General features: G+C 61.4%; 13 protein-coding genes, 1 tRNA gene and 2 pseudogenes. 6 read left to right on the forward strand and 10 right to left on the reverse strand.

What is annotated here, in order from left to right:
* The 3 genes and pseudogenes from ACHWRX_RS03465 to ACHWRX_RS03475 form a co-directional block, all read left to right on the forward strand.
* Positions 1 to 515, forward strand: a pseudogene (locus ACHWRX_RS03465) (hypothetical protein); the annotation flags it as partial.
* Between the two features lie 3 nt (positions 516 to 518).
* The gene (locus tag ACHWRX_RS03470) at positions 519 to 3,227 is read left to right on the forward strand and encodes a hypothetical protein (protein WP_394658098.1); all 2,709 of its coding nucleotides are present in this window, start codon (positions 519 to 521) and stop codon (positions 3,225 to 3,227) included.
* Positions 3,228 to 3,235: 8 nt separating this feature from the next.
* Positions 3,236 to 4,339, forward strand: a complete 1,104-nt coding sequence (locus tag ACHWRX_RS03475; RefSeq protein ID WP_394658099.1) for a hypothetical protein — start codon at positions 3,236 to 3,238, stop codon at positions 4,337 to 4,339.
* 607 nt (positions 4,340 to 4,946) lie between these two features.
* On the opposite strand, the gene ACHWRX_RS03480 is transcribed toward ACHWRX_RS03475, so the two are convergent.
* The 4 genes from ACHWRX_RS03480 to ACHWRX_RS03495 all read right to left on the reverse strand — a co-directional run bounded on the left by ACHWRX_RS03480 (position 4,947) and on the right by ACHWRX_RS03495 (position 7,591).
* Positions 4,947 to 5,324, reverse strand: coding sequence for a hypothetical protein (locus tag ACHWRX_RS03480; protein ID WP_394658100.1), 378 nt, complete (start codon positions 5,322 to 5,324; stop codon positions 4,947 to 4,949).
* Positions 5,325 to 5,609: 285 nt separating this feature from the next.
* Positions 5,610 to 6,560 (reverse strand): hypothetical protein, encoded by a 951-nt coding sequence (locus ACHWRX_RS03485; RefSeq protein WP_394658101.1) that lies wholly within the window; start codon positions 6,558 to 6,560, stop codon positions 5,610 to 5,612.
* A gap of 311 nt (positions 6,561 to 6,871) precedes the next feature.
* A tRNA-Met gene (locus tag ACHWRX_RS03490) sits at positions 6,872 to 6,948 on the reverse strand.
* Between the two features lie 100 nt (positions 6,949 to 7,048).
* Complete coding sequence (locus ACHWRX_RS03495; RefSeq protein ID WP_394658102.1) at positions 7,049 to 7,591, reverse strand: 2'-5' RNA ligase family protein; 543 nt, start codon at positions 7,589 to 7,591, stop codon at positions 7,049 to 7,051.
* Positions 7,592 to 7,821: 230 nt separating this feature from the next.
* Between ACHWRX_RS03495 and ACHWRX_RS03500 the strand changes: the two genes are divergently transcribed.
* On the forward strand, positions 7,822 to 8,175 hold the full coding sequence (locus ACHWRX_RS03500; protein WP_206542871.1) for a response regulator: 354 nt from the start codon (positions 7,822 to 7,824) through the stop codon (positions 8,173 to 8,175).
* Here ACHWRX_RS03500 and ACHWRX_RS03505 read toward each other — a convergent pair.
* Positions 8,172 to 11,840, reverse strand: a complete 3,669-nt coding sequence (locus ACHWRX_RS03505) for a PAS domain S-box protein (protein WP_394658103.1) — start codon at positions 11,838 to 11,840, stop codon at positions 8,172 to 8,174. The genes ACHWRX_RS03500 and ACHWRX_RS03505 overlap by 4 nt on opposite strands.
* Positions 11,841 to 12,012: 172 nt before the next feature.
* Here ACHWRX_RS03505 and ACHWRX_RS03510 point away from each other — a divergent pair, with 172 nt between their 5' ends.
* Positions 12,013 to 12,627, forward strand: coding sequence for a TetR/AcrR family transcriptional regulator (locus ACHWRX_RS03510; protein WP_058737962.1), 615 nt, complete (start codon positions 12,013 to 12,015; stop codon positions 12,625 to 12,627).
* 25 nt (positions 12,628 to 12,652) lie between these two features.
* On the opposite strand, the gene ACHWRX_RS03515 is transcribed toward ACHWRX_RS03510, so the two are convergent.
* From ACHWRX_RS03515 to ACHWRX_RS03525, 3 genes and pseudogenes are all read right to left on the reverse strand, one after another.
* The gene (locus tag ACHWRX_RS03515; RefSeq protein ID WP_394658104.1) at positions 12,653 to 13,813 is read right to left on the reverse strand and encodes a deoxyguanosinetriphosphate triphosphohydrolase; all 1,161 of its coding nucleotides are present in this window, start codon (positions 13,811 to 13,813) and stop codon (positions 12,653 to 12,655) included.
* Positions 13,814 to 13,829: 16 nt separating this feature from the next.
* Positions 13,830 to 14,519, reverse strand: coding sequence for an aspartate/glutamate racemase family protein (locus ACHWRX_RS03520; RefSeq protein ID WP_394658105.1), 690 nt, complete (start codon positions 14,517 to 14,519; stop codon positions 13,830 to 13,832).
* 118 nt (positions 14,520 to 14,637) lie between these two features.
* A pseudogene (locus tag ACHWRX_RS03525) lies at positions 14,638 to 14,766 on the reverse strand (aa3-type cytochrome c oxidase subunit IV); the annotation flags it as partial.
* A 212-nt stretch (positions 14,767 to 14,978) separates the two neighbouring features.
* Here ACHWRX_RS03525 and ACHWRX_RS03530 point away from each other — a divergent pair.
* A complete protein-coding gene (locus ACHWRX_RS03530; RefSeq protein ID WP_394658106.1) occupies positions 14,979 to 16,403 on the forward strand; it encodes a sigma-54-dependent transcriptional regulator in 1,425 nt (474 codons plus the stop codon).
* Positions 16,404 to 16,453: 50 nt separating this feature from the next.
* Here the strand turns inward: ACHWRX_RS03530 and ACHWRX_RS03535 are convergent, their stop codons facing one another.
* Together ACHWRX_RS03535 and ACHWRX_RS03540 are read right to left on the reverse strand one after the other, a co-directional pair.
* On the reverse strand, positions 16,454 to 16,798 hold the full coding sequence (locus ACHWRX_RS03535) for a hypothetical protein (RefSeq protein ID WP_394658107.1): 345 nt from the start codon (positions 16,796 to 16,798) through the stop codon (positions 16,454 to 16,456).
* A 301-nt stretch (positions 16,799 to 17,099) separates the two neighbouring features.
* Positions 17,100 to 17,497 (reverse strand): dihydropteroate synthase (locus ACHWRX_RS03540; protein ID WP_394658108.1); only part of this gene is annotated, 398 nt, incomplete at its 5' end.

Below are 17,497 nucleotides of genomic sequence, written 5' to 3' on the forward strand. Positions count from 1 at the left end.
TTTCGCTGGCCTTGGCGCTCGCGTGCGCCTGCCTGCTCATCCGCGGGAACTACTGGCACGCACGCTCCGCCAAATGGGAGGACGTCGCCAGCAAATGGAAGTCGGCGCAACAGGAGCAGGAAGCAGCGTACGTCGCCGCGCAGGCCAGTGCCGCCGCATCCGCTCGGGCCGCGCGTCTCGCCGCCGAGCAGACATCCCGCACCATCGCCGAAAGGGCCGACCATGAAGATATCGATGCGCAGCGCGATGCCGCTGCTCGCTTTGCCGATGCTCGCCGCGTGCCAGTCCACGCCAGCCCCGCTGGCAGTCCGTCCGGCCACGCCGGAGCCGCAAGCCAAGCTGACCCTGCCCCGCGTAGTGACCGAGCCGGTGCCGATGCCGTGGTGCTTGGCCGGGGCGAGTTCGACCAGCTCGTCGGCAACACCCTCCGTCTCGAGCGCGTGCGCCGCTGGGGCGAAGAACTGATCACCGCAGGCTTGGCCTTCCCGGCCGCTGACAATCAGAAGGAAGACTGAACCATGGCCGGATACCGAAACTATCAGGCACGTGCACGCGCGGCATTCATCGCCAAGGGTGGCGCCACCCCCACGCCTACGCCTGGCGTGCCGCAAAACCCGAGCATCGCGTCACTCGGAAGCAACATTATCGAAGTACCGAGCGGGGCATCACGCAACCGGCAGGGCAATTTCGCCAATGGCCAACAGATCAACACCTATTCGTGCAACATGCACCTGTGGGCCGAGGCATTGGACCCGACTGCACGGATCTTTGCATACCCCGCTGAGAATGCAATTGAGGAAAACAGCTTCGGCATGAATGGCCTGGTCCTGGCGGCAGACGGGCACGGCATCAACGAGATGCAGCGGTACTTCCCGAAGCTACAAGCGGCGATGGCGAACGGCCGTAAGTTTATCGTGACCGTCAATTGCCCCATTGGCTTGCCGCAGCCGCCCGAGACGCGGCAATCCGTTGTGGATCGCATGTTCAATGAGCTGGTGGACCCACTTTTGCGGATGGGTTGCTACGTTCGGATCGATCAGTTTGTCGAGCCGGGTACGTCCAAGGGCGGCTATATGGCCTCTGGCAATTACTGGCGCAATTTGTTCCCGACCTTGAACGACGATGTTGCCGCCCGTGCTGCGTTGCGCAACGTACCTATCATTCAGAACCGTTCGGCGGTCATCAATCCGGCAAGCCCTGATGCCAATCCATTCCCGTGGGCTATTCGCGGCGGCGGCACAGAGGCTGCTCAGACTGGGGATTGGACGCACTGGTCAACGCTTGGCGGCTACGAGCAGGGGAAGAAGAAAGTCGATCACTCCATAGCTATTGGCCTCCCGCGACCCACTCTGCCCCCGGTCACTACTGCCAACAATTATGCGCCCAACCCACTGATGGCCACTGCGGCAGGAACGGGGGTATTGCAGAATGGCATCACGGGTGTTGCGCCCGATGGCTCCACGGTCTCTCGCATAAGCACAAATGGCACCAGCTTAGCAGCCATCAACGTCAATCCTATTTCGCGGGTTCTTTCCAACACTCGCTTTGGCACCGGCGCAAAGACGCTTTCACGCGTCACGATTGACTCTAGCGCTTTGGGGGCCTCCGACAAGGAAGCCGCACGCATCACGATGGCTCAGATTACCGGGCTAACCATTGGCAAATGGTATGTGCCTCGCTTCAAGGCGGATGTTCAGGCGTTTGGAGGGTGGACCGGAATTTCCGCGTCCGTTGCGTGCCCTGACCACTCTAACAGCGGGCGCTCTTCATCGGTGGCCTTCGCTGCGCACAACGGCTCCGGCACCCCTGTTTCAGCGATTGATAGCAATGCAATGCCATGGCCTGCCGAGGCTTACTGCGCCCGGTTCTTCGGTCACGCCTTTAAGGCCGTTGCCACCACAGCTTACTTCCGCATCGAGGTAGGCGTCCAAAAGGCGTCTGGCTTGGCGATCGTCGATGTTGGCGACCTGGAATTGCTCGATTTTGTGGACGTGTTCGGCGTCGCTGAACCAGCCCTTATGATGTTCGACCCGACGACTGATGCTCAGCCGCTAACCATCGACCTTCCCAGCCTGAACCTATCGTTCCCGGAAGAGGCTCCGGTTTCCCTCAACGTGCCTCTTTCACGCAGCGGGCGGATCACGGTGACAGGCGACGTTTACGACAAAAACAACGCACCCACACGCTTCAAGCAAGACGCGCTCCGTCTATATGGAGGTCCGTTCGACTTCGAAGCTCCGTCACTGTCCAATGGGAACACCGGGTCACTCACTATCAGCGCGCGGTCCTGGAACCCGGCATCGGCAGTCCGTGACGCCAAGACGGTCAACCTTTCCGTTACCGACATCGACGATGGCTACACCGATACCTTTACCCGCACGGGCGAACTCGGCACCCAGGGCGACCCTTACGTAAAGTACGGGACCGGCACCCAGACTATGAATGCCAACGGGTCAAGGCTAAGTGGCAGCAGCGGTACTGGCCGCGTGGTCTATCTGTTGCAGCAGGGAGCGCAGTACGAGCAGCAGGCGAAAACCTTGCTCACGGGCATCTCTGGCGCATTTGCTGGTATGGTCATTTCTGGGAAGGACGCGGACAACTTCGTAGCGATACGCTTGGGTTCCACCAGCTATCAACTGACGCAAGTGCTTAACGGCGTCGTTAGTTCGTTGGGGTCTTCCGAGCTTTACGCCCCGATTACTACGGACGGCATACTTCGAGGTCGGCGAGAAGGGCAGAAGATCATCTTCGACCAGGGCGGCGTCCCTCTTGTATCGGCTACGCTGGCCGATGGCGTGGGGCTCGATTGGTTCAAAAGCGGTTGGTTTAACGCCAGTTCGAGTGCTCTTTCTGCCCTTCTCGACAACGCCAACTTTCAGACGACCAAGCCGTTCACTTATGTGACTGGCATCGCTGCGCTGAAGGTCACGTCCACCGGCAATCAGGCAGTCACTGTGTCAGCCGCCAATCCGCCTGACATCCCGCTCACGCGCAAGGTATTTGGCTCGGACAGCGTGAACACCACCTTGTCGATCAAGTCAGCGACCAAGAACAGCGTCTCGCAAGACCTTTCAACCTTGCCGTGGAATACGCAGGAGAGCGACCGCATCCGTCCCGGTGGCACAGTCGGCGTAGCTACAGACGTATGGGCGCTGGTCATTACCCAGAACTTCCTGGACGCCAAAAACGACGGCCTCGACACCACTATCACGATCACACTGAGTTGAGGCCCGCCATGATCCGCTATCTGCTTACTCTAGCCCTCGCCCTGATCGCCAGCCCCGCGCTCGCCCAAACCGTCACCAGCGCCACGAAGCTGACGGACGGCAATGGCGACGGCCAGATCGTCGTCAACAAGGCCGTCACCACCCCACAGGTCAAAAAAGGCACGGTCCTATTCGACTGCGGCAGCAAGGCCGCGCCGTTCGTCTATGCGGTCGGTAAGCCGGAGAACTGCCCCGCCCAGGTCAAAACCGCGACGCCTCTGCCGATCGTGGACGGCAAGAACAAGAACGGCGTCTACGGCGTGACCACCTATCCCGGCCCGGTCCGTGTCGGCGGCGCTTACCGCGTCATTGAGAGCTACCCCACCACGGTCGCCAGCAACGTCAAGATCGACGGCCTGGCCACTGACGATCTCCAACGCGGCGGCATCCGTCTTCGCGGGCAGATCGCCGGCGTGACGATCAGCAACAGCACCTTCAAATTCCGTGCGGCTCCGCAGGTAACTCCGAACCTACCTGCCTGCCTTGAAATCGGGGACAAGGACGCCAAGACCAGGATCACCAACGTGCTGGTGCAGAACGTAATTTGCGAGGGCTTCCAGATGACGCTTGCGCCCGATCGCTACTGGAACGGCGATGGCCCGACCGTGGAAGCCAACGTCGCCGGCGTCCGCTTCGATCACGTCATCAGCCGCAACAACACTGATGGTTGCTTCGACGTAAAGCCGTACTTCACGGCAACGGACATCGTGGCTGAGGGCTGCAAGCGCAACCTTCGGATCTGGAAGGGTGCCGACATCGAGCACCTCACTTCCATCACGCCCATTAAGCGAGGTGGCAGCGGTGTGGCGCAGCACGTTTGGATCCACGGCAACGACAAGGCTCCTCCCGTCGTCCACATCGGCCTGCTCGAAGTGACCAGCACGAACGCCGCCCCGATCATCACCATTGAGGATGGTGGCGCGATCGTGACCATCGGCCGCTGCAAGCTGGATGTTCCGGCAGGCACGCCGTTTAGGGTCGGCGGCTCGAAGAACATTAAGCTGACGGTCGGAGACGGGTGCGTGCCACCTCGCCAGGTGGGGGTACCTTCCGGGGTACCCGTGCCCATGTAGGACCTAGACAGCGGCAGAAATACGCGGGCGTGCATTGATCGCGGCGGAGGGGTTATCCGCCTTGATCGTGGGACCTTATAGCGAAATCTGCCCAGCGAAGAGGAGCAAGAGGCGACCCCAATCGGCCTGCCGTGTCATCGGGCCGCCGCCTCAATCGCCAGCCAGCCCCGTCGCCTGCACCGGCTGCACACGAGACGCTCCGAGAAATCACGGTAGGTGCGGCAGCGGGGTAGCTTCTCGTATAGCTGGGATGTTGGCCAGATCGCTTCGTGTGAACAAGGTGGCATGCACGAGGCCGGGGTGCATTTGATCCTGACGTGGCTGGCATAGCCGACCGCTTCGTCGAGCGGCATATCAAGGTGATGGAAGGGCATATCCAGCACCGCGCCAAGCGCTCAGCCTTTCGGTTCATTGATGCGGGCAAAGTGGCTGACGACATTGCGATGAACGAGGCGTCGCTCGATCAGCCACCCGCCCGAACCTTCTGGCAGCCATTGCGCGTCGCGCGCGCCCATACCGGTGACCCAAACGAGGTAGCCGCCGTAATCGGGCTGCTTCGGAAGATCGGCTATAGGGGTCCACCTGATGGCAGGCCGGTTCCTGGATGTCACAGCGCGCACCAATCCAGCTCGGCGTCGTCTAGCGCCTCGAACATATCGCCCTCCGCCCCGCAGGCGTTTAGCCGGGCCCGTACATCGTCCACCGTTCCGTCCAAGGGAAACTGACGATCGGCTTTCGCTGCCGTGATCAGCGCTGCGCGTAAACCCGTCGCCGGCTGCACCAGCAACCAGCGACCGAACGACGGCAACTCGTCGGCCGTCTTGGTGCGCCCCTCTATCTTCAGGCGGGCATCCTTCGGCGCTGGCGTGAACGCCCGGTAGTCGGTCGCCTTCGTGATATCCTGAAAGGTACCGCCGCCCGACGCGATACGACCTATCTCCCGGCAAACATTCTCGATCGCCGCGCGCTTTGCCTCCGCGTCCACCGTGCTTCTCCATCGCGAATCAATGACCCGCAACGAATAGCATGTTCCAATTATGTTCTCATAGATGGGTGAGACATAGGCCATCGGACGCGGCAGGATCGCGTCGGTCACTTGCCTCGGTGAGACATTCAAGAACGGCTGATATCCGCCATCGTGGCTGACCTACTCGGGGAGCAATCTAGCCAATAACCGACCGAAAATCGGTTCTTCCCTCGCTCTCGGGGACGGGAATCTCTCACTTTAACCAGAGCAAGACCATATGGCAACCACTGCCCGATGCGCCGATCAGCCCCGTTGTTCTCCGAAAAAATTGAAGATAACCGTTATGGCTGAAGGCAGCAAGCAGTGTAGACGTTGGTGCAACGGTCGATCTCGCGCTTCTTCCACGTTGCGGATCTTAGCGGAGAACGGGTCATCCGGATGAAAGGTGATGGATGTTGTTCGCGTTGCATCAAAGGCTAACGATTTGAGGCCGATCTTTTGTGTGTCTGGCCACTCACAGTTGTTGCAGATTATCTGCGAACCATCCTCAAACCGATCGTCGGGATCGATAACGTCTCTTTCCCTGATTATCGCCATCATGAGCATCTTTAGCAGGGCCCATGCATCCTCCAATTGCGCTGCTTTCTTTGGCGGTTTGAAGCGCTCGTTTGCATGTCGGTAGGAGTTTGCGGTCCGTTTAACTTTCTTAATCAGTGCGCTCTGATCTGGAAAATGATCAATCAGACCCTGCTCTCCACCGTAGACATTTTCCATTCTTTCGATTGTTTTGTAGATCTCAAACCAGCTAGGCTGATGGGACCACTCTCGCAGGGCATCGAATACATCATTGTTTGTGATGGCTCTTAGATGTAGATCTTTAAACCGGTTATCTGGCTGAACGTCTTCTATTCGCTTAATGCAGGTAAGTGTAAGCGTTGTTTCTCTGGTTTGCTTCACAATCCTGTTATCGCTCTCCAGCTGAAACACCGTTCCAAGCTTTATAGGTCCGCAGCATTCTACTAACTCGACGCAGGCCCGTGCTACGCTAACGTCCGAAGTCGCAAGCTCAAGAACTTCCTGCGGCGATATTGCTTCATCCCACCTCTGCGATCTGGCAACATACAACTTATTAAAGCGCACAATAAACAAGGATGATGGAGACAGGGGAAAGGAGTTTACCTGACATAAAAAATTCTCTAGCTCGATTATATTGCCTTCAAGCTCAACGCCCCATTTACTTTCCATTGTATACATAGAAACCGCCATCGATCGTGTTCTGGAGTCTGCACCTGCGCACAGCCGGGTCCGGCTGTACTCCGAGTGACTCTAGCCCTCCCTAGATGTTTCTACAAAAGTTAGACAACGATAGCCGGACGCCCCAGGAACCTGTGAGAGCTGCGCGACAGGTTAGACACTGCCGTTTAGCGGATTTCTGCCGATTACGAAGCCCGGCTCGAACTTCCAGCCTCGATCGCAAAATTAGACGCCGGTTTACAGTCTATTGTAAACCGTCTCAGAGCCACTCCGGAACGGCGGCGCTAAGTCACTGATTTGCAAGGAAGGCCTGGTAGCGGAGGAGGGACTCGAACCCCCGACACGCGGATTATGATTCCGCTGCTCTAACCGGCTGAGCTACTCCGCCAGGCCAAGCCACCATCCGGTGGCCCCTGCAACCGCTCAGGCGGTGCAGGCCGCGTCCCTTAGGGCGGGCATTCGGAGAGGTCAACCGCAGAGTTCAGTCTTTAGCCGCGAAACGCAAAAGTCCGGATCGGTCGCCACGGTCCGCCCTCGTATGCGTACAAGCCCAAGCCGTGAAAGCGGAAGGCGCGGGGGCGGAAATCGGGAGCGAGCTCGGCCTGCAACGCGCGCGCCGCTTCGCCTGTCACCTTGTTCTGGATGGTGACATGAAGGCGTGGCCGCTGGGAATCCTGCCGGGTGAGCATCCCGTGCATCCGCTCCGCTATCGCGTCATGCAGCGATAGCATCGCGGGAGAATCGATGGCGATCGCTGTTCCGCCGCCCAGTTTCATGATCCCGGTCAGGCAAGCTTCTGGCGGCGGGGCGGCTGCCAGCGACGACAGGAGGCGACGCGTTTCTTCCTCGGAAGACGGCGGAAGGGCGTGAAACAGCGTGACATGAGCGCGAAGTTGATTTCGCTCGGGCGGGAAATGCTGCCTCCGCAGGGCATCGGCCCAGCCGAGGATATCGGGCGGCATCTCCGCCGTAACGATCAGCGGTGCGTGCTGGGATGCTGCGCCGGTCTTTGGATCGATCGTTGTATTCATCCCGCCAGTCCTACCCGATCCGCAGCTTCAACTACCGCCGATAACAGCCGCCGACCTGCTTTTCGGTTGCAGAAAGCGCTGTAGAAAAGCGCAATTGCCCTCCAAGACCCCCTTTGGGTCGATGCTGGCTCTTTTCAAATGCCTTCCCCCCTCCTAATCGAGCGCAATAAATTGGCTTCGAACATCAATCCGACTGATTTTCGGCAGATGTCTTGAGAGAAGAGGCAATGATGGGGCGCAAACGGGTATTGGTGGTGGACGACGAGATGCTCGTCGCCATGATGCTGGAAGATATGCTGACGGACATGGACTATGACGTGGTCGGCCCCGCCTCCACCTTGGACCAGGCTTTCAAGCTTGCCTCGACCGAGGCGCTTGATGGCGCGATCCTGGACTTGAACCTGGGCCATGGCGAGGTTTCCACGCCGGTCGCGGAAAAGCTGAGAGAACGCGGCGTGCCGTTCCTGCTGGCAACTGGCTACGGCGCCGGGGAGCAGACCGATGCGCTGGGACACTCAGGGCTGTTGGCCAAGCCTTTCGCGATGAGCGATGTGGAGACGGCGCTGAAGTCGATCCTGGACTAAGTCGCCGCTGCTCCTTCAATGATTTCGCGGATCCGTGTCGCGAGGACATCCATGGCGAATGGCTTTGTGATCAAGGCCATTCCCGGTTCCAGAAAGCCGGAGGCAAGCGCTGCGTTCTCGGCGTAGCCGGTCATGAACAGCACTTTCAGCTCAGGACGGGTGACACGGGCGGCATCGGCCACTTGTCGCCCATTCAGCCCCGGCAAGCCGATGTCCGTGACGAGAAGGTCGATCCGGCCTGGCGCCTGCACTTTGGCCAGCCCTTCGGGCCCATCCGCCGCCTCAATCGCGTGATAGCCAAGCTCGTTCAGCACCTCGACGATGAGACTGCGAACCACCGCCTCATCTTCCACCACCAGCACCACCTCGTTGGCTCTGGAAGCAGGCGTAAGGGCATCCGTGATCGCTTCCTGCTCGGGCGTTTCGGCACCGCAATAGCGCGGAAGATAAAGCTTGATAGTGGCGCCCTGCCCTTCGACGGACTCGATCAAAGCGTGGCCTTCAGATTGACGGGCAAAGCCATAGATCATCGACAGCCCCAGCCCAGTGCCTTGGCCAGTCGGCTTGGTGGTGAAGAACGGCTCGAATGCCTTGGCGATCACCTCGCGGCTCATGCCGGTTCCAGTATCGCCGACACTCAGGCAGACGTATTGCCCCGGCGCCACATCACGGTGCGGCCCCGCGAACGCGCGATCGAGAGTGACGTTTTCGGTCTGGATCGTCAGCACACCGCCGTCCGGCATCGCGTCACGCGCATTGATCGCCAGGTTCAGGATGGCGCTCTCCAGCTGGTTGGGATCGCAGCGAGTAAGCCACAGGTCTGGATCCAGCAACATCGACAAAGTGACGTTTTCGCTGAGCGTACGGCGCAGCAGATCGTCCATCGAATCGATCAGCGGATTGGCGCGGACCGGCCGGGGGTCCAGCGGTTGCCGCCGGGAGAAGGCCAGCAGGCGATGTGTCAGCGATGCCGCCCGCTCCGCCGATCCGCGCGCACCCTCGATCCAGCGCGGAAGATCGGTGGTCTGACCCTGCGCGATGCGCTTTTGCATGATGTCCAGGCTGCCGGTGATGCCCTGCAGCAGGTTGTTGAAATCGTGCGCGATGCCACCGGTCAGCTGGCCTACGGCTTCCATCTTGTGGCTCTGCCGCAGCGCTTCCTCGATCTCGCGCTGCTCGGTGATATCGCGGCCGATGGCATGAATACGGTTATCGGCGGGCACTGCGGTCCAAGCCAGCAGGCGGTAGCCACCGTCACGCATAAGGTACCGGTTTTCAAAGGCCAGCGTGCTGTTGCCCTCGGCCAGACTGGCGACTTCGCGGTGGGTTTGCAGCAGATCGTCCGGATGCACGAACTCGCTTAGAGAACGCCCAAGCATCTCGGCTTCTTCCCAGCCCAGCATCCGCTTGGCGGAAGGATTGACGGCGGTGATCACGCTATCGAAGTTGCACACCAGCATCAGATCCTGGCTAATCGTCCAAAGTCGCTCACGATCCTTCACAGAAGCGGCTTCGGCCCTTTTCTGCGCCTCGATCTCGGTATTCGTGCCCACCCACGCGGTGATGGCTCCGCGCGCATCGTGCAGGGGCACCGCGCGAGTCAGATGCCAGCGGTACGCCCCCGTACTATCGCGCAGGCGGAACTCGGTTTCGAACGGCTCGCCTGACGAAGTGGACGCTCTCCATCCCTTGACGATGCCGTCCAGGTCGTCCGGGTGAACCGCCTTGATCCACTTTTCATATCTCGATCCATTCCTCGCCTGACCGATGTAGCGGAAGAACTGATCGTTCAGCCAATCGACCGAACCGTCGGACCGCGCCGTCCAGACTTGCGCGGGCATGTTCTGGGCCAGCGCGCTGAATTGCGCCTCGCTCTTTTCCAGGGCGCGCTGGATACGGATGCGATCGGTGACGTCCTGCACCACGCCAACCATGCGGACACGATTGCCCTGCGCATCGTATTCGAAGTCCGCCTTTCGCGCGACCGTCCGCTCCTCGCCCGTATCGGCGCGGCGAATGCGATACTCAACGTCAAGCAAGGCCGACCCCGCTTGACGCGAACTGGCACTGGACACCAGAGCGCGATCTTCCTCCAGAACCAGGCGCTCCATCACTTCGGCACCCAGCTCCGCCTGCACCTCCAGCCCGAAGATGCGGCATAGCTCTTCACTGGCGCTGACCAGGCCGGTTGCGATATCGACTGAGAACAGCCCCACGCCGCCCGCCTCCTGCGCCCGCCGTAATCGCTCCTCGCTTTGGCGCAACGCCTCCTGCGCCTCATACTCGGCCGTACGATCGCGCATCAGCTTCACAAAGCCGATCGGATCGCCGCCTTGCCCGACCAAGGGCATCATCTCGCTCAGGCCCCAGAACCGTTCGCCGGACTTGCGCAAATGCCAGCGTGCGTCATGCGCGCGGCCCAGCAATAACGCCTCTCGCCGCTTTGCCGCAGGCCGCCCTTGCTCGCGATCTTCAGGCGTGAAGAAACGGGCCATCGGCTGGCCCAGCATCTCATCCTCGCGCCAGCCCAGCATCTCCGTCGCACCGCGATTCCAGAGAGTGACATTGCCATCAAGATCAGTCGCGACGATGCCATAATCGATCGCGCTATCCAGGATCTGGCGGTTGAACGCCTCGCGATCGCTGAGAATACCCTCGACGCGGGCATGCTGCACATAGGCCCACGATCGCTCGCTCACTTCGCGCACGATTCCCACGTCATAGTCCGACCAGCGGCGGGGCGCGTTATGCTGGATGGCCATCAAGGCGATCAGATGCCCATCGCGGATGAGAGGCATGCAGACGGTGGCCATCACCCCAATTCTGCCGAACTCCGCCGCCGCGCCGGCATCGAGTTGCGAGTGGACGTCGCTGATGATCAGCGGCCGTCCGCCTGTCAGCTCCCGAACCGCCAGATCGCCGAAATCGGACAGATGGTATCGGCCCACCGTCGGGGGTTGTCCCGGCGCGTACCATTCGCCGCGAATGGTAACGCCATCCTCGTCCGCCTCCAGATCGGCGTAGACGCAACTGGTGACGCCTAGGTGCTGCGCCGTCATCCGCGTCGTTTCGAACAGCACTTGTTGGATGCCGGACTTCTGGGCGATGGCCTGGCTCAGCTGATCGAGGAACAGCAGGCGTGCGCTCGCTTCCTCAAGTCCCTTGCGCGTGCGCACCTTGTCGGTCGTTTCCACGACCACGCCGATAACGCCCGCCGGTTTGCCGTCGTCACCGGGAACCGGCGAATAATCGAGGTTCATCCAGACCTGCTCCGGGCGGCCATTGCGCAGCAGTATCAATTCGTGGTCGGTATAGCTCAGCGTGCCACCCGCCAGGCCCACCCGCATCACATTGTCGTTGAAGTCGGCGACTTCCTCCCACCCATCGCGAACGTTGGAGCCCAGCAGGCGCGAATCGCGCCCACCGGCAAAGACGGAATACGCGTCATTATAGATCATGACGCCCTCCTCTCCCCAAAGGAGCACCAGTGGGACCGGGCTGGACAGCATCATGCCCACGGTATGCCGCAAGCTGGCAGGCCATTGCGCGATCGCACCAATCGGCGTTGCCGACCAGTCGAATGTGGCGATCCGACGCGACAGCTCGCCCCGGCCCTGCAGGAATACGGGTAGATCAATGCCGGGCGTCTGCCGGTTCATCGCCATCCACTCACTCCCTGGCAACTCCGTTATCGTAATTTGCCGGATGGCGGCGCGTTTCAATGCCTCGCAAAAACGAGCGGTTCCAGCAAGCTTTCTGACGTGGCAAGCCTTCTTCCAATCACATCAACGCGGGAAACTGGACGCGGGCTTGTCATATCCCTACATAGAGCTTGGAATGACCTCTCTAGCTACCACCACAGCGGTTCGCGGACGTCCTCGCGAATTCGATCCGGACACGGCGCTCGCAGCAGCGCTGCGGGTTTTCTGGAAGCAGGGCTACGAAGGCGCCTCCATGGCGGACCTGACCGAAGCCATGGGGATCACCAAGCCCAGTCTCTACGCCTGCTTCGGCAACAAGGAAGCCTTGTTCCGCAAGGCTTTGGACCTCTACGAGCGGGACAAGCTTGCCTATATCGGCACGGCGCTGGATGCCCCCACCGCCCGTGGCGTGGCGGAAAAGCTCCTTCGCGGAGCCCTCAGCACGCATTGCGGCGGTTCCGATCCCCACGGATGCCTTGGGGTGATCGCACTTGTGGCGGGATGTGCCGAAGCGGAATCGATCCGTGAGCATGTCTGCGCCCGTCGGGCATCTTCCGAAGCGGCGATGATTGCGCGTTTCGATCGCGCGCGCCGGGACGGGGATCTACCTGATAACGTCGACCCGAAGGCTCTGGCGTCCTGCCTTACGACTGTGCTGCAGGGGCTGTCCGTGAAATTCCAGGCGGGCGCGACCCGGCAGGATCTTGAGAACGTCGTCGATACCTTCCTGACGATGTGGCCTGGGCGCTAAGCCGCTTTCGCCTCACGCGTTTGCTTTACACGTTGCGAAGGCCCTCGGGCGTGACGCCATAGATATCCGCGTGTCGGGCGATGGCGAAGCGATCGGTCATGCCGGCGATGTAATCGGCGATATGGCGGCTGCGTTCCGGCTCATGACGCGGCAACCCGTCAATCCACTCTTCGTCCATCAACACCGGCTGCTGCGCGTAGGCGCTAAACAATTCGGCCACCACGGCCTTGGCCCTTCGCGCGGTCTCGATCTGCTCAGGGTGATAATAGAGCTTGTCGTACATGAAGCGCTTGAACGTGCGTTCCTGCTGCGCCAGTTCGGGCGAGAAAGCGCCGATCGGTCCACTCGCGTCGCGGATGTCTTCCACACGGGTGATCCCCTGCAGACGACGCGTGGTTTCCCCAATCAGATCGTTGACCATGAAGCCGATCTGGCTGCGGATCAGCTCTGCCACCTGGCGATTGAGCGGCGCGGTGGGATAGCGACGCTCCACCTCGCGCCAATGATCGGCGACGAAGGGATGGGCCAGCAGCTCTTCCAGATCCAGGAACCCGGCCCGCAGGCCATCGTCGATATCGTGGTTGTCGTATGCGATATCGTCGGACAGCGCGGCGACTTGGGCTTCGAGCGAGGGCCACGTGTCCAGGCGCATCGGGTAGGCGGCGTCCAGTTCCGCCAGTGCCCAACCTGGATTGGCGACCGGGCCGTTGTGCTTGGCCAGGCCCTCCAGCGTCTCCCAAGTCAGGTTCAAACCATCATGTTCGCAATAGGGCGATTCGATTCGCATCAGCGTGCGCAGCGTCTGCGCGTTGTGATCGAAGCCGCCCTGATCGTAGAGAGCGCCATGCAGCGCTTCTTCGCCGGCATGGCCGAAGGGCGCGTGGCCGATGTCATGCGCCAACGCCAGCGCCTCGGTCAGATCCTCATCCAGACCCAGCGTGCGCGCGATCACCCGGGCGATCTGCGCCACTTCCAGGCTATGCGTCAGGCGAACGCGGTAGTGATCACCATCCGGCGCGATGAACACCTGCGTCTTGTAGCGCAGGCGGCGGAACGCGATCGAGTGGATGATGCGGTCACGATCACGTTGATAAGGACTGCGTGGACCGCGCGCCCCCGCGTTTTCCAGGCCGAACTCTCGCCCGCGCGAACGGGTCCAGTCAGTCGCATAGGGGGCGAGGGTCAACCCATCACCGCGGCATTCAAGACAGCATCCATTCGACCGCCCTTTGCGCATGGATCGCGGTGCAATCGAAAATTGGCAGGACATTGGCGTCCACGTCCACGATCATTTCCAGCTCCGTGCATCCCAGCACGACGGCTTCGGCGCCATCCTGCTCCAGCACGGTGATCATCGATTTCAGTTCACGCTCGGCCTGGCGGCTTGCTTTGCCCAGCATCAGTTCGTCGTAGATGATGCGGTCCAGCGTCTCGACCCGCGCCATGTCCGGCGGCAGCAGATCGATATCGCGGGCGATCAGCTTCTGGCGGTAAAAGCTTTCCAGCATCACGTTGCGCGTGCCCAGCAGAGCGGCACGCTTTACGCCCTTTTCCACCATGCGCTCCGCCACGCATTCGGCGATGTGCAGGATCGGCACGGACACCGCCGCGGCGACATCGTCGTACACCTTGTGCATCGAATTCGCGCCGATCAGGATCGCGGTGGCGCCCGCCGCTTCCAAACGTTTTGCCGATTCCGCCAGCTCACCGGCGGCGCGGCTCCAGTCCTCGGCGCTGGACAGGCGCATCAGGTTTGACGAATCAAGGCTGTCGATCACCATTGACGCGCTGGCCTGCTTGCCAAGCCGCGCCTGCACCCCGCGCTGGATGTGCTCATAGTACGTCTTGGTCGAATACCAGGTGAGGCCGCCGATCAGGCCGATCTTGCGCACAGGGTTTCCTTGATCCGTTGCTGACGCGGTGTGCGTAACCCGGTGACGCGGCGCGCGCCACCCGGGCCTTCGATCCTACCTACTGCGCCACCGGTATCGCGGCGGGCAGCATATTCAATCAGGAAGCGATCAGCATCACCACAAACGCGGCGACGATTACCGAAGCCACGGTGCCAACCTTCACCAGCGTGATGAAGCCGTCATACGTGTTGTTGGCGGACTTCATGTCATTACCGGAAGCCATGGATCGGTGTCCCTCTTGCTCGAATAAACCAAATTCCCGCCGTCCCTAGCGAGCGGGGCCGGTTCGCTCAAGTCCCACTGCCTGCCCAGATCACCCGTGACGGCGATAAACCGACGCGGGCAGTAAAAGTCATTGCGCTTAATCGGGTTTTTACCCGCATCGCTTAGCAGGGGGTGATTGCAGATCCAGGGCGAGGGCGAAACCGCAACCTACCGATGTCCGAGTTCGAACCGCGCCTTCTGATGCTGATCGATGATGAGCCGGCCCAGTGCCGCCTCATAACGGCGCTCGCCTCGCGCGAGGGTTGGCGCACGATCGTCGCTCGCGATGCCGAAACCGCGATCGCGATGCTGGGTACGCGCCAGGGCATGCAACTGAACGCGATCATCCTCGACCAGTGGGTTCCGGGGGACGATGCCTGCACGCTGATCGCGGAACTCAAAAGCCGCCGCCCTGCTCTGCCGATCCTGATGTTGACCGCCAGCACCTCGCCATTGCTGGCAGTGGAAGCGATGCGTTCGGGTGCGACGGACTATCTGATCAAGCCCGTCGCTCCCGATCGGCTGATGCAGGCCTTGCGCGTGGCCACCACCCATGAAGCCCCGCGCGACGAACTGGCACCGCTGACGGAGAAGATGCCCTCCACGCCGGACTTCGAATCGATGATCGGCGCCGCGCCCACATTCCGCAAGGCGCTGGCCGTCGCCGCGAAAGCCGCGCGCGGCCATGGCCCGGTCCTGATCGAGGGAGAAAGCGGCGCAGGCAAGGAGATGCTGATCCGTGCGATGCACGCCGCCTCGCCCCGCGCCAAGATGCCGCTGCGCATCGTCAACATCGGCGGCACGCCCACCAACGCGATCGAATCGGTGCTGTTCGGGCATGAGAAAGGCGCTTTTCCCGGCGCGTTCGATCGGCAAGTCGGGGCGCTGCAGCATTGCGACGGTGCCACGCTGGCCCTCGACGAGATCGACCGCCTGCCCCTGGTGGTGCAGGAGCGGCTGCTGGAATCGGTCCGGCGCGGCGACGTCCGCCCGATCGGGGTGCGCCACAGCTTCCGGATCGACGTCCGCCTGATCGCGGCTAGCAACGTGCCGCTGAAAGAGCTGGTGGACGAAGGGCTGTTCCTGCCCGAGCTTTACGAAGCGCTTTCACAAGTCACAGTGACTCTGCCCCCCCTGCGCGAGCGGATCGGCGATATTCCCGCATTGTGCCGCCACTTCCTCGCCAAGATCGGCGAGCAGCCTGGCCTTCGCTCGCTAGGCATCACCGATGGCGCGCTGTCTTTGCTGGCGGCGTACGACTGGCCGGGCAACGTCCGCCAATTGCAAGCGGTGCTGTTTCGCGCGGCGGTGTTCTGTGATGGGGATGCATTGACCGGGGAAGACTTTCCACAGCTTCTCAACATCCTTGGCCCCAGCCAATCCACAGCGCCGTCCACACCGATCCCGAACCATTCGGGCGTCATGCTCTACACGGCGGATGGAAACCTACGTCCGCTGGACGAGATCGAGGCGGACGTGATCCGGCTGGCGATCGGCCTGTATCGCGGCCGGATGACTGAAGTGGCGCGGCGGCTGGGGATCGGCCGATCGACGCTGTATCGCAAGCTCAGCGAGCTGGGCATCGATAACGCCGCCTAACGGGGCCGCATGAAAAGGCGGGCCCGGTTTCCCAGGCCCGCCTGCTTCGTTCAATCGCCGACGTAGACTTCAGGCGCGCGGTAACCCTTCTTGGCCATGTGCTCTACGTAGGTGATACGCTCATGGCGTAGTTCGCTGCCGTATTCGTCCCACGCGTCGCGCTTGTCCTCAGTGTCGCTGGCATGACGCAGATCGCTGGCAAGCTCCTTGCGGGTTTCGTTGACATTTGTGCGGTAATCGAACCAGCGGCTGTTCTGGATTCCGCCGATCGGTGAGCGCAGGATGCGTGCCTCTTCCCGATGGGCCACGGCTTCCTCGTACATCACAGGCAGCGCGAACGCCGTCGTCGGCACGGCAACCAGAGCCAGAGCGGCGAGAATGGTGTTCTTGTTCATGGTCGATCTCCTTCACGATGCGGCCGGGCGTTCGGGCCCGGCGCTTGAAGGGACAAACGGCGCAGGCGGCAAATCCCTCCCGAGAAGTCGATCAGCCGGGCCTGCGAATGGATAGGTTGAGGGTGTTCATGCGCGGGAAATCGACGGTTCATCGGGGGTTTAGGTAAAGTGGTGCCCTCACCCGTTCGTGTCGGGTGAAGTCGAGGCGCGTCAATGCGAGAACCCGTGTCTCGACTTCGCTCGAGACGAACGGAGGTGGCTCTTACGCTCTAGACGCGCCGATCTTCCTTAGCGCAGGGCCTCAAGGCAGCTGCGCAAAGTCCGTCAGCGCCGCATCCCGCAATCCGCGCCAGACCCGGATGGCCTGCACCGTCTCGAACACATCATGCACGCGCAGCAGATGCACGCCGGCATCCAGCGCCTTGAGCGCCAGAGTCAGCGAGCCGCCCAGCCGTTGCTGGGCCGAAGCCTCGTTCGAAAGCGCACCGATCATGCGCTTGCGGCTTGCCCCGATCAGCAGCGGGTGACCCAAAGCATGGAACAGGGGCAGCGCATTCATCAGCGCCAGATTTCTGGCGATCGATTTGCCGAAGCCGATGCCGGGATCGAGGATGATCCGCTCCGGCGCGATGCCGGCGGCGATCGCCGCGTCCCTGCGATCGGCCAGCCAGTCGAACACGTCCAGCACCACGTCGGCGT

Source organism: uncultured Novosphingobium sp., from assembly GCF_964277725.1.
In the GTDB taxonomy this organism is placed as follows: Bacteria; Pseudomonadota; Alphaproteobacteria; order Sphingomonadales; family Sphingomonadaceae; genus Novosphingobium; species Novosphingobium fluoreni.

Bases quoted from the DNA above. Each gene is read 5' to 3' on its own strand.
- ACHWRX_RS03470 (WP_394658098.1), top strand. From the start codon at position 519: ATGGCCGGATACCGAAACTATCAGGCACGTGCACGCGCGGCATTCATC.
- ACHWRX_RS03475 (WP_394658099.1), top strand. From the start codon at position 3,236: ATGATCCGCTATCTGCTTACTCTAGCCCTCGCCCTGATCGCCAGCCCC.
- ACHWRX_RS03485 (WP_394658101.1), bottom strand. From the start codon at position 6,560: ATGTATACAATGGAAAGTAAATGGGGCGTTGAGCTTGAAGGCAATATA.
- ACHWRX_RS03495 (WP_394658102.1), bottom strand. From the start codon at position 7,591: ATGAATACAACGATCGATCCAAAGACCGGCGCAGCATCCCAGCACGCA.
- ACHWRX_RS03500 (WP_206542871.1), top strand. From the start codon at position 7,822: ATGGGGCGCAAACGGGTATTGGTGGTGGACGACGAGATGCTCGTCGCC.
- ACHWRX_RS03505 (WP_394658103.1), bottom strand. From the start codon at position 11,840: ATGGCGATGAACCGGCAGACGCCCGGCATTGATCTACCCGTATTCCTG.
- ACHWRX_RS03510 (WP_058737962.1), top strand. From the start codon at position 12,013: ATGACCTCTCTAGCTACCACCACAGCGGTTCGCGGACGTCCTCGCGAA.
- ACHWRX_RS03530 (WP_394658106.1), top strand. From the start codon at position 14,979: ATGTCCGAGTTCGAACCGCGCCTTCTGATGCTGATCGATGATGAGCCG.
- ACHWRX_RS03535 (WP_394658107.1), bottom strand. From the start codon at position 16,798: ATGAACAAGAACACCATTCTCGCCGCTCTGGCTCTGGTTGCCGTGCCG.